We start from the raw sequence: 11,025 nt of genomic DNA, 5'->3' as shown, positions 1-11,025 counted from the left end.
CACTCAGGGATGACCCACGCCCGCGAGCGCGGGTACCACTGACACCGGGACGGACTCCACCACCCAGTGATGCACGGGGCGGAACACCCCGCGCTCCGCCACGGAGGAGTTCACCACGAAGGTGCAGGTCTCCCGGGACACGCCCCCGGCCGTGCGCGCCGTCACCTCGCACACGTAGGTTCCCGCCAGGAGTCCCAGGCGCTCCAGCACGAAGCGCACCCGCCCCGAGGCTGGCAGTTCCTTGGGCAACGACACCGACTCCACCCGGGTGCTCGTCTCGTAGAGCGGGCGCCCCTCCAGCGTCTGGAGCGCCACCTCGAACACCAGGTCCTCGTACGAACCTTGCGTCGTGAAGTCCACGCAGACCTCCACGGCGGCCTCGGGCGACAGCTGCGGGGCCACCTCCCCCGAGGGGCTCAACAACCGCAGGCCGGACAGGCGCACGGGCGCGTCCGCGCCGGGCACGTTCACCTGGGGCAGCGCGCCGCCACCCTCGGTCAGCGCCGGGGGCGTGAAGACCACCGACTGGGCCTCGGCCAGGGCGATGGCCTGCTTGTACTCGGCGACGACCTCCGAGGGACGACCCACGCGGCGGATGTAGCCACCGTCAATCCACGCGGCCTCGTCACACCAGCGCTCCACGGTGCTCAAGTCGTGGGTGACCAGGACGATGGTCTTCCCGCGCTTCTTGAACTCCGTCATCTTCGCCATGCTCTTCTTGCTGAAGTGCTCGTCGCCCACGGCGAGAATCTCGTCGACGATGAGGATGTCCGGGTCCACGTGCGTGGCCACCGCGAACGCCAGCCGCATGTACATGCCGCTGGAGTACGTCCGCACCGGCTCGTCGATGAACTCACCCAGCTCGCTGAAGGCGATGATGTCATCCATCCGCTCGCGCACTTCCGCGCGCGACATGCCGAGGATGATGCCGTTGATGAGGATGTTCTCCCGGCCGGAGAAGTCCGGGTGGAACCCCGCGCCCAGGTCCAGCAGCGCGGAGATGCGGCCGTTGATCTCCATGACTCCGGAGGTCGGCGTGTAGATGCCGGTGATGAGCTTGAGCAGGGTGCTCTTGCCGGAGCCGTTACGGCCGATGATGGCGACCGTCTTGCCGCGAGGGATGCTCAGGTTGATGCCGCGCAGGGCGGTGATGAGACCACCCTCTCGGGGCTGGCGCTGGCCGCGCAACCAGCGCAGCAGCTCGGACTTGAAGGTCGTGTACTCGCCCCGGATGGTCCTCTTCCGGAAGCTCTTCACGACATCGCGCAAGACAATGGCGTCGAGGGGTTCCTGCATGGCGACGGCTCAGATGGACTCCGCGAACTCCTCGCGGCGGGATTCGAAGAGGATCGAGGCGCCCCAGAGCAGCGCCAGCGAGAAGAGGGCCAGTGCCGCCAGGGGCAGGGGGTCCGGCAACCGGTGCTCGTAGAAGATGGCCTGGTAGGAGAGCATCAGGCTGGACATCGGGTTCACCACCAGCACCGCCGTGCGGACCCTCTCGTCGAGGATGGTGGAGGCCTGGTAGAGCACCGGCGTGGTGAAGAACCACATCGTCAGGATGTTGCCGACGATGTGCTGCAAATCCCGGAACGTGACGTTGATGGCGGCCAGGATGTACGTCATCGCCAGCGTGAAGATGAGCTGGATGAGGACCACCACCGGGAAGGCGATGACGTGCCAGGTGGGAACCTGACCGTGGAACAAGCCCAGCCCCACCATCAGTGGCAGCGACAGCAGGTAGTTGCTGAGGTTCGTCAGCACCACCGTCGTGGGCAGCACCTGCGCCGGGAAGCGCACCTTCGTCATCAGGTCGCGCCGGTCACTGATGGCGCTCGCCCCGGCGCCCAGCGACGAGGAGAACCAGATCCACGGCAGGAGCCCCACGAACATGAAGTACGAATAGTTCGGGGTGCTCGCCCGCATCACCACGGTGAACAGCAGCGCGTACACCAGCATGTGCAGCGTGGGATTCAGGAACGTCCAGAGGAAGCCCAGAAACGAGCCGCGATAACGCGCCTTGAGCTCCCGCTGGACGAGGCTGAGCAGCAGGCCCCGGTATTGGTACAGTTCTCGGACGAGGCGAATCATGAGGGGGCCCTTCTATAGCAGGGCCCGGGTGGGAGCGAGGCCGGCAGATGGCCCCGCACGCATCACCACCATGACGCAACAGGGCCGTCCGCCCACCGCTCGGGCAGGCCCGCCACGCGCGCCAGCACTCCCATCCCCCAGGGCAAGGAAGCGTTGTCCCAGACGCGCCGCCATGCGGGGTCGCCGAGGACAAGACAGTCATGCGTGTGATTGAGCCAAAACAAAAAGGCCCCCTGGTTTCCCAGGGGGCCTTCGTATTGGAGCGGGAAAAGGGATTTGAACCCTCGACCCTCGCCTTGGCAAGGCGATGCTCTACCGCTGAGCTATTCCCGCATCAGGTACTGCGACTTCCCTCTCGTCCGCGCCCCGCGTTGGCGCCGCGTCCGAAGTGAGGTGGGGTATACAGAGGCCCTCCGAACACGTCAAACACTTTTCGCAGCCGACGTTTCATCCCCTCGCTTCGCAAGCATGGCGAGGAACGCGCGGAAGTAGACGACGGCGCTCCAGACCGAGAACGCGCCAGACAAGTAGACGAGCACCTTGCCCACGAGGTTGTAGTCCACCGGCGTGCTGAACGAGCCGAGCGTCAGCGGGTGCACGTAGTGAACGCAGAGTGAAATGATGCCCACGAGCTGGAGGGACGTCTTCCACTTCCCTTCCTGGCCGGCGGCGATGACCATGCCCTCGCTCGCGGCGATGGTGCGCAGACCGCTGACGATGAGCTCGCGCGCGAGCAGGACGATGACGACCCACGCGGCGATGCGCCCCAGCCGCACCATCATCACCAGCGCGGCCATGGCGATGAGCTTGTCGGCCAGCGGGTCCATGAACTTGCCGACGACGGTGATGAGGTTCCACTTGCGCGCCAGGTAGCCGTCCACCACGTCGGTGATGGAGGCGACGGCGAAGACCAGGCCCGCGAAGAGGGAGTTGAGCGGGTCCGCGTCGTAGAGGAACCAGACGAACGGAGGGATGAGGAGGATGCGTCCCAACGTGAGCATGTTGGGGAGGTTCCAGAACTCCTGCACCAGCACGCTGGGCTTGCGCTCCGCGCGCCGGCGCGCCCGCTCCTCCCGCTTGCGCTGCTTCCGGGTCGCTCGGTCCGTGGCCATGGCGCGCTCTTCTAGCGAACCCCGAGGGCGATGAGGGCAAAACCTTCGCCCCCCAGTTCCACCGCGGTGCGCAGCGACTCGCCAGCGGGGGACTTGAGCAGGGGCACGACCCGGGGCGTCAGGTTGCCCTGCCAGCCCACCAGGTGCGTCAGGGGCACCGTCACCGGCGCATCCGGGCGCACCTGCACCGAGCGCAGCGGCCCCGGCAGGCTGAGCAGCACCTGTCCCTGCCCGCGCAGGTGGACCAGGTCCAGGTCCGGGGCGATGTCCGACGGCACCCGGCCATTCTCGAACATCACCGGCTCCTCGAAGGCGAAGACGTTCTCGTCCCGGAAGTAGGCCGAGTCCTCGCCCAGGTCCACCACGAGGAAGGTGCGGCGCTCGGCGGGCTCCAGGTGGAGCACCCCGTGCCCCTTCGCCCGGACCATCCGCGACGGCCCTTCGCCAAAGGGCTTGTCCGTTGCCCGTCCCCGGAAGCGCTTCATCTCCGGCTGGAACGCCAGCTGCCCCCGCAGCGCCACCACGCCATCCAACCGGGTCAACAGCTCCCCGTCCACCGCCACGCTGAAGCGCCCCTCGCCCAACACGAAGGGACGCCCTCCCCGCTCGTCATCCAGGGACAGCGAGGGCGCCAGCTCCGACAGCAGTGGCGCCGTGGACACCGGGGTCCCCGTCGCCTCCGGGGCGCTCGCGCCGGACACACCCCGCCGAGGCGCGGCGGCGGCCTTCTCCGTCAGAGCGGCATCCGCGCCGCGCGCGGCGACCTTGGTGAGCTGCAGCTTCGTGAGCGGCACCGGCGTCGGCACGGTGGCCGCGTCCCGGGGCGCCTCGTCGCTGCTCGGAGTCGGAGCGGTGGCGGCGGGAGTCTCCTCCTCCAGGTCCACCGTCTCCTCGGGCGCGGCCGTGAGCACTGGGCCGCCCTCGCCGTCACTGTCGCTCAGCGCGCTGGGGCCCTCGTCCTCCGCGAAGCGGATCTCCTCATCCCTCGGCGCGGCGCCCACCGCGGGAGGCGGCGGAGCCACCTCGCGAGCGGGTGGAGGCACGGGGACCGGCGGAGGCATCTCCGGACGCGCGGGGGGCGACACGGGCGCGGGCGTGGGCCGGGAGTAGTTCTCCCCGGCGATGGCGCGCGACATCTTGTCCGCCATCTGGTCGCTGCCCGCGAGCAGGAAGTGCTCACGCGCGCGGCCGTACTCGCCCATCTGCGCCAGGGCGAGGCCCAGGTAGTTCTGGGCCTTCTGGTGCTCGGGCGAAAGGTCCGTGGCCGTCTCGAACTCGCGCACGGCGCGCTGGAGCGCGTTCGTCTTGAGATACACCAGGCCCAGGTTGACCCGCAGCGTCGGGTCCACCGGGTTGTCGCGCACCAGCATCTCGTAGAGCTCGGCCGCCCTGTCGAACAGGCCAAGCTTGAAGTAGCAGAGCCCCAGGAGGTTCTGCGCCTTCTCGTTGCGGGGTTGGAGCTGGTGGGCTCGCTCCAGGAACTCCTTCGCCTCGATGACCTTGTTGGCGGCCAGCAGCTCGCCACCGCGCTGGAGCTGCTGGAGGAACTCGTCGTCAGCGGGGCTCGTCTCCGCCCGCCCCTTCACGCGCGTCGTCATTCTGGGATGTGGGCTCGCGGGGACCGCTCTCGGCGGGCCGCTCGCGCTCCTTGTAGTGGTAGTAGAGCTGGAGCACCTTGCGGACGTACCCCTGCGTCTCCTCGTAGGGGGGCACCTTGCCGCCGTAGCGCTTCACCGCGTCTGGCCCCGCGTTGTAGGCGGCAATCATCTTCACCATGTCGCCGTCGAACATGTTGGCGAGCACGCGAAGGTAGCGCACGCCACCCTCGATGTTGTCGCGCTCGTCGAAGATGTCCTTCACGTACATGTCCGACGCCGTCGCCGGCATCAGCTGCATCAGTCCGCTGGCGCCCTTGTGGCTGAGGGCATTCTTATTGAAGTTGCTCTCCGCGTGCATGATGGCGCGAACGAGCGCGGTGGGGATGCGGTAGCGCAGCGCCGCCGCGGCGATGTGCGGGTCCAGGTCCGGGGGCGTGTTCTTGCGCCCCACCGCCGGCGAGTTCTTCGCGGGCGCCTGGGCAAACGAGCCCTTCATCTTCTTCGCCGCCTTGGAGCCGGAGGGCGGGACGTTCGTGTAGACGATGGTCCCGTCCTTCTCCACGTAACGGTAGATGGACTCGGACGCCCCCGCCCACGGCGGGAAGGCCAGCACGGCGAAGAGGCTGAGCGCGGGAATGGCACGCATATCGGCCCCCGAACCTTAGACACACGCAGGAAAGTCCTCAAGAAAACGCCTTGTTTCCGGCACTTACAGTCGTTAAGGCTGTCGGCCATGCCCCATCGGTTCGATTTTCTCGTCCTGGGAGGCGGCGTTGCGGGCCTCTCATTCGCCCTCCAGGCGGCCAGGCACGGCACGGTGGCCGTGCTGACCAAGCGCGAGCGAACGGAGAGCAACACCGCTTATGCCCAGGGGGGCATCGCCAGTGTGCTCGCCCCCACTGACAGCTTCGACGCCCACATCGAGGACACCCTCGTGGCCGGCGCGGGCCTGTGCCACCGGGACGCGGTGGAGGTGACGGTGCGCGAGGGGCCCGAGCGCGTGCAGGGGCTGGTGACGCTCGGCGCGGAGTTCAACCGGCAGACCTCTGGCGAGTTCGACCTGACGCGCGAGGGAGGTCACTCCGCGCGCCGCATCATCCACTCGGGCGACATCACCGGACGCGAGGTGCAGCGCGCCCTGCTGGCCGAGTGTGACGCGACACCCAACATCACCTTCTTCGCCAACACCGCCGCCATCGACCTCATCCTGGACCGGCGTCAGCCCAGGCCGGGGACAAGCCGGTGCGTGGGGGCGTATGCGCTGCAGGAGAACGGAAGCATCGAGCGCTTCCTGGCGAAGGTGACGGTGCTGGCGACGGGCGGCGCGGGCAAGGTGTACCTGTACACGTCCAACCCGGATGTGGCGACGGGTGACGGCGTGGCCATGGCGTACCGGGCGGGCGCGCAGGTGGCGAACATGGAGTTCTACCAGTTCCACCCCACCTGCCTCTATCACCCGGAGGCCAAGAGCTTCCTCATCAGCGAGGCGCTGCGCGGCGAGGGCGGCAAGCTCAAGCTCAAGGGCGGGCAGACCTTCATGGAGCGCTATCACCCGCTGGGCGCGCTCGCCCCGCGCGACGTGGTGGCGCGCGCCATCGACGCGGAGATGAAGCGCACCGGCGACGAGTGCGTGTACCTGGACATGACGCACATGGGCCGGGCCTTCCTCACCGAGCGCTTCCCCAACATCTACGCCACCTGCAAGGCGTTCAACATCGACATGGCGGTGCAGCCCATCCCCGTCGTCCCCGCGGCCCACTACCAGTGCGGCGGAGTGGTGACGGACCTGCACGGGCGCACCTCGGTGCCCGGCCTGTACGCCATCGGCGAGGTGTCCTGCACGGGCCTGCACGGCGCCAACCGGCTCGCCTCCAACTCACTGCTGGAGGGCCTGGTGTTCGGCCAGCGCGCCGTCAAGGTCGCCCAGGAGGAGATGGCCTCGCTGTCCACGCCGGGCGAGGACCCTCCAGCGTGGGACGCGGGCAGCGCGGTGGAGTCCGACGAGAGCGTCGTCGTCAGCCACAACTGGGACGAGATTCGCCGGCTCATGTGGAACTACGTGGGCATCGTCCGCACGGACAAGCGGCTGATGCGCGCGCGGCGCCGGCTGGAGCTGTTGCGCGAGGAGATTCGCGACTACTACTGGCGCTTCAAGGTGACTCGCGACGTCATCGAGCTGCGCAACATCGCCGACGTGGCGCTGCTCATCGTCGACTGCGCCAGCCGCCGCAAGGAGAGCCGCGGCCTGCACTTCACGCTCGACTACCCGCACCCCGACGACCACCACTGGCTGCGTGACACCACCCTTTCCCGGGAGCTGTGAGCGACATGTCCTCCGGACCGCGACACATCCTCGACGCACCGGGCTCCGGCCCTGAGCAGCGGGGAGGAGGCCATCCGTTCGGCACCCCCCCGCCGCCCCAGGCGCCTCAGCCCAGGCCGTGGGTCTGCTACGCCATCATCGGCATCTGCGTCGTGGTGTTCGGCCTGGAGGAAGCCGGTCAGCTCCCGTCGTTCAACTCGCGGGAGCTTCCGCTGGGCGCCCTGTATGGCCCCGCGGTGCAGGCCGGGCAGTACTGGCGACTGCTCGGAGCGGCACTCGAGCACGGCGGTATCCTCCACCTCGTGTTCAACATGTCCGTGGTGGTGACGCTGGGCTTCACGCTGGAGCGCGGCATCGGCAGCCTGCGCTTCCTCGGGCTGTCGCTCGTCACCGCGCTGGGTGCGTCCACCTTCTCGCTGCTCTTCAACTTCGACACGCCCATGGTGGGTGCGTCGGGGATGATTCTGGGGTGGGCGGGCGCCATGCTGCCCATCGCCACGCGACAGGGACGCCGGGAGCTGGGCATCTGGCTGGTGCAGGTGGCCGTGCTCAGCCTGCTGCCCTTCGTGAGCTGGTCCGGACACCTGGGAGGGTTCCTCTTCGGCCTGCCCTGTGGCGTGGCCCTGAGGCAGGGCCGGCAGGTGTACGCGCTCGCGCTGCCCATCATCCTGTTCCTCACGGCGCTGGTGGCCCTCTACGCGGCCCACCCCGAGCGGCACGGAGCGTTCTGACATGGACGTGCGCAGCATCTGCGTCTTCTGCGGCTCGCGGCCGGGCGCACGGCCCGAGTACGCCGAGGCGGCGACGGCCCTGGGCACCGAGCTGGGACGGCGCGGCATGACGCTCGTCTACGGCGGGGCGAGCGTGGGCCTCATGGGCACCGTGGCCGCCGCCACCCTGGCCGCGGGAGGCAAGGTGGTGGGCGTGCTGCCGCACTTCATGGGCGCGCGGGAGATTGCCCACCTGGGCCTCACGGAGCTCATCCGCGTGGACTCCATGCACGAGCGCAAGGCGCTGATGGCCTCACGCTCGGACGCGTTCCTCGCGCTGCCCGGCGGCTTCGGCACGCTGGACGAGCTCTTCGAAATCATCACCTGGGCACAGCTGGGCCTGCACCAGAAGCCCATGGGCCTGCTCGACACGCTCGGCTTCTTCCAACCCCTGGTGACGCTCGCACGACACCTGGCCCACGAGGGCTTCGCGCCGCCGGAGCAGGCCCTGCCCTTCGCGGTGAGCGCGTCACCCCAGGAGCTGGTGGACCGGATGCTCGACGGGCCCACGCTCACGGTGACGGAGAAGTGGCTGAAGCGCCCCGAGCAGACTTAAGCGACACGGGGCCGCGTGCTACTGCGCGGCCACCTTCATCTCCGCCTGCCCCAGCGACGAGGCGAGGCGGAACGTCACCTGCTCCGTGCCAGGGGGGATGACGAGCTGCCCGGTGGACATCACCGTGGGGAACTGCACCTCGTAGCCGACCCAGAAGACGCTGGTGTACGGGTAGTAGGCGCGCATCTCCAAATCCGCGCGGCCCAGCCGGCGGATGCGCACCGGCGTCACCTCGCCCGCGGGCGTCACCAGCGCCATGCGCCAGATGGTCTTCTTGAAGTCGAAGTCGAGGTACCGGTAGTCGTTGACGTGCACACCCAGGAAGAACTCGTGCACCTGCCCGGCCTCGGTGCGCTCCTCGGAGAGCAGCTGCTCCACCTTGGGAGGCGGCAGCACCTGGAAGGCCGCCTGCCGCTTCACCCGCGCCTCGCGGAACGCCATCGACTGGAGCGTCACCCCGGCGAAGAGGCGGGTGTCGAAGCCGTCGTAGATTTGCTGCTGGCCCGAGTACTTGTCGAGCAGGGCCCGGTAGGCCGCTTCCGCGTTCTCGTCGTGCAGCGTGGGGGCCTGCTCGCCGATGGTGGGAGGCGTGGTGGAGCAGCCGGACAACATGCCCAGCAGCGCTCCCGTCGCGAGAAGCTTCTTCACGGAATGAAGTCCTTGCGGGTGAACAGCGTGGTGAGCCGGTGGCCCGCGGCCTCCACCGCTTCGCGTCCCCCCTCCAGTCGGTCCACCAGGGCGAACGCCCCCAGCACCGTCAGTCCCTCGGATTTGGCCCGCTCAATCGCCTTGAGCGTGGAGCCACCCGTCGTCACCACGTCCTCGACGATGGCCACCTTCGCGCCCGCGCCCAGCCCGCTCAGGCCTTCAATCCACTGGCCGGTGCCGTGGCCCTTGGGCTCCTTGCGGACGATGAACGCGGCCAGCGGATAGCCGGACAGGTAGCCGGTGAGGCTCACCGCGGACGCGAGCGGATCCGCGCCCAGCGTCAGTCCGCCCGCGCCCACCGCCTCGGGCGCCTCGCGGCGGATGGCCTCCAGGAAGAGCCGGCCGATGAGGAAGTGCCCTTCGGCCAGGAGCGCGGTGCGCTTGCAGTCGATGTAGAAGTCCGACTCCTTGCCGGACGAGAGCACCACGCGACGGCGCTCGAAGGAGCGCTCGGTGAGCAGCTCCAGCAGCCGGGCCCTGTCACGGGCGAACAAGTCGGACATCACTTCAACCCCTCCAGGTACGCCACCAGCTCGGAGGAGTACCGCAGTTGCATCAGCAGCTCCGCTCGGCGCGACTCATCCAGCGAGGTGAACACGTCCGCCAGCAGCGAGAGCTCCTGGTTGATGGTCCCCAACCGCTGCGACACGTCCGCCGCCAGCTCGTCGGCGTCGACCTCTTCTTCCACACCCTCGGGTGCCAGCTCGTCATCGGTGGCAAGCGCCTTGGCGAGCATGTCGGCCACGGCGGCGCTCAGCCGGCCCTGGGCTTCCAGCTGGTCGCGCTTGGCCTCCAGCACCTCGGGGCCCACCGGCGTGGCGTGGATGGCCTCCGCCAGCGACATGAGGAGCGCGTCCTCGTCCGACAGGTCCGTGTGCACGCGCGCCTGCACCGCGTCCCGCTTGAGGAAACGCAGCGCGGCCACGCGCCGGAAGCCGCACACGAGCTGGTAGCTCTCTCCGCCCCGGGGACGCACGTCCACCGGGAACAACTGCCCCAGCCGGGCGATGTCCGTGGCCAGCCCGGACACGTCACCCTCCGGACGCAGCCGGTACGCCGACTCGTCCTCGAGCCGCTCCAGCGGCATCAGCACCGTCACCACCCGGCCGGCGAGACGCTCCTCCGGCGCGGCCAACAGTTCGGGTCCCGACTCTTCCTCGTCGGCGGCTCCGGACTCCTGCCCCGCGGAAGCCGCTGTCTCGGCGACACCGGACTCCACCCCGGCGGAAGCTTCCGTCTCGGACCGAGCCTCGGAGGAGACAGTCCCCTCGGGGGCGGATGTCTCCTGCCTGGGCGCGTCATCGAGCCGCGACTCCGGCGGACGCTCCCCTTCGGACACTCCCGACTCCGACGTGGACTTCACCTGCGACTCTTCCAACACACCCACCGACGACTCCATGGCCCGCTCCGGTTCACCCGAGACGGGTGCTCCTTCCGCGGCGACACCCTGAGACTCCACCGAGCCTCCTTCCGGGGACACAGCCCCCGCATCCGTCGCGGTGACGGGGGCGGACTCCCCTTCCCCACCTTCGACGCGCGTCAGCTCCCGCGGCGCGGGCTCGCCCGGCGCGGAGTCCTGGGACCCACCGTCGCTCCGCGCCGAAACAGCCTCGGGCGTGGACGTCGAGCCACCTTCCGGAGAACCCGGCATCCCATCCTCTCCGTCAACCCTGTGCTCGGCGTCCATGGTGGCACCCCTGGTCTACCCACTCCCGCGCCACCGACTCCGGCGGCGCGGGAAGCGAGCTCTAGCGGGTCTTCTTCTTCACCACGACCTTCTTCTTGGCGCCAGCACCCAACGCGAAGGGCGTTGGCGGCTCGGCAGAAGCAGGCTGCTCCACGGGCGGGGCTACCGGACGCGTCTCGGCCC

The 11,025-nt window shown here is 69.0% G+C and carries 11 protein-coding genes and 1 tRNA gene; 3 read left to right on the top strand and 9 right to left on the bottom strand.

The features are described from left to right. Positions 1-3: 3 nt before the first annotated feature. The 6 genes from FJV41_RS44410 to FJV41_RS44385 all read right to left on the bottom strand — a co-directional run bounded on the left by FJV41_RS44410 (position 4) and on the right by FJV41_RS44385 (position 5,444). Positions 4-1,296 carry an ABC transporter ATP-binding protein gene (locus FJV41_RS44410; RefSeq protein WP_141648700.1) on the bottom strand — a complete coding sequence of 431 codons (1,293 nt, stop codon included), beginning with the start codon at positions 1,294-1,296 and terminating at the stop codon, positions 4-6. 9 nt (positions 1,297-1,305) lie between these two features. After that, positions 1,306-2,088, bottom strand: coding sequence for an ABC transporter permease (locus tag FJV41_RS44405; RefSeq protein WP_141648699.1), 783 nt, complete (start codon positions 2,086-2,088; stop codon positions 1,306-1,308). Positions 2,089-2,346: 258 nt separating this feature from the next. Further along, positions 2,347-2,421 (bottom strand) — tRNA-Gly (locus tag FJV41_RS44400). 89 nt (positions 2,422-2,510) lie between these two features. Then, complete coding sequence (gene pgsA / locus FJV41_RS44395) at positions 2,511-3,200, bottom strand: CDP-diacylglycerol--glycerol-3-phosphate 3-phosphatidyltransferase (RefSeq protein WP_141648698.1); 690 nt, start codon at positions 3,198-3,200, stop codon at positions 2,511-2,513. 11 nt (positions 3,201-3,211) lie between these two features. Further along, entirely contained in the window at positions 3,212-4,798 is a 1,587-nt protein-coding gene (locus FJV41_RS44390) for a tetratricopeptide repeat protein (RefSeq protein WP_141648697.1), read from the bottom strand. After that, a complete protein-coding gene (locus FJV41_RS44385; protein ID WP_141648696.1) occupies positions 4,755-5,444 on the bottom strand; it encodes a lytic transglycosylase domain-containing protein in 690 nt (229 codons plus the stop codon). Before FJV41_RS44385 ends, FJV41_RS44390 begins: the two co-directional genes overlap by 44 nt. A gap of 87 nt (positions 5,445-5,531) precedes the next feature. Here FJV41_RS44385 and nadB point away from each other — a divergent pair, with 87 nt between their 5' ends. From nadB to FJV41_RS44370, 3 genes are read left to right on the top strand one after another with little or no spacing between them, the layout of a single operon-like run. Then, a complete protein-coding gene (gene nadB / locus FJV41_RS44380) occupies positions 5,532-7,121 on the top strand; it encodes an L-aspartate oxidase (protein WP_141648695.1) in 1,590 nt (529 codons plus the stop codon). A gap of 5 nt (positions 7,122-7,126) precedes the next feature. Beyond that, positions 7,127-7,852 (top strand): rhomboid family intramembrane serine protease, encoded by a 726-nt coding sequence (locus FJV41_RS44375; protein ID WP_174478364.1) that lies wholly within the window; start codon positions 7,127-7,129, stop codon positions 7,850-7,852. A gap of 1 nt (position 7,853) precedes the next feature. Then, entirely contained in the window at positions 7,854-8,447 is a 594-nt protein-coding gene (locus tag FJV41_RS44370; RefSeq protein WP_141648694.1) for an LOG family protein, read from the top strand. A gap of 18 nt (positions 8,448-8,465) precedes the next feature. Here the strand turns inward: FJV41_RS44370 and FJV41_RS44365 are convergent, their stop codons facing one another. The 3 genes from FJV41_RS44365 to FJV41_RS44355 are packed head-to-tail and all read right to left on the bottom strand — an operon-like array spanning position 8,466 to position 10,842. Next, entirely contained in the window at positions 8,466-9,095 is a 630-nt protein-coding gene (locus FJV41_RS44365; protein ID WP_141648693.1) for a hypothetical protein, read from the bottom strand. Beyond that, positions 9,092-9,658, bottom strand: a complete 567-nt coding sequence (pyrE, locus tag FJV41_RS44360; RefSeq protein ID WP_141648692.1) for an orotate phosphoribosyltransferase — start codon at positions 9,656-9,658, stop codon at positions 9,092-9,094. The genes FJV41_RS44365 and pyrE overlap by 4 nt, the downstream gene beginning before the upstream one ends. After that, the gene (locus FJV41_RS44355; protein WP_246137808.1) at positions 9,658-10,842 is read right to left on the bottom strand and encodes a ParB/RepB/Spo0J family partition protein; all 1,185 of its coding nucleotides are present in this window, start codon (positions 10,840-10,842) and stop codon (positions 9,658-9,660) included. The genes pyrE and FJV41_RS44355 overlap by 1 nt, the downstream gene beginning before the upstream one ends. Positions 10,843-11,025: the final 183 nt, after the last annotated feature.

This window comes from Myxococcus llanfairpwllgwyngyllgogerychwyrndrobwllllantysiliogogogochensis, assembly GCF_006636215.1.
Taxonomy (GTDB): Bacteria; Myxococcota; Myxococcia; order Myxococcales; family Myxococcaceae; genus Myxococcus; species Myxococcus llanfairpwllgwyngyllgogerychwyrndrobwllllantysiliogogogochensis.
Note: the sequence above shows the minus strand (reverse complement) of the source record. Positions and strands in the feature narration are given on the sequence as shown.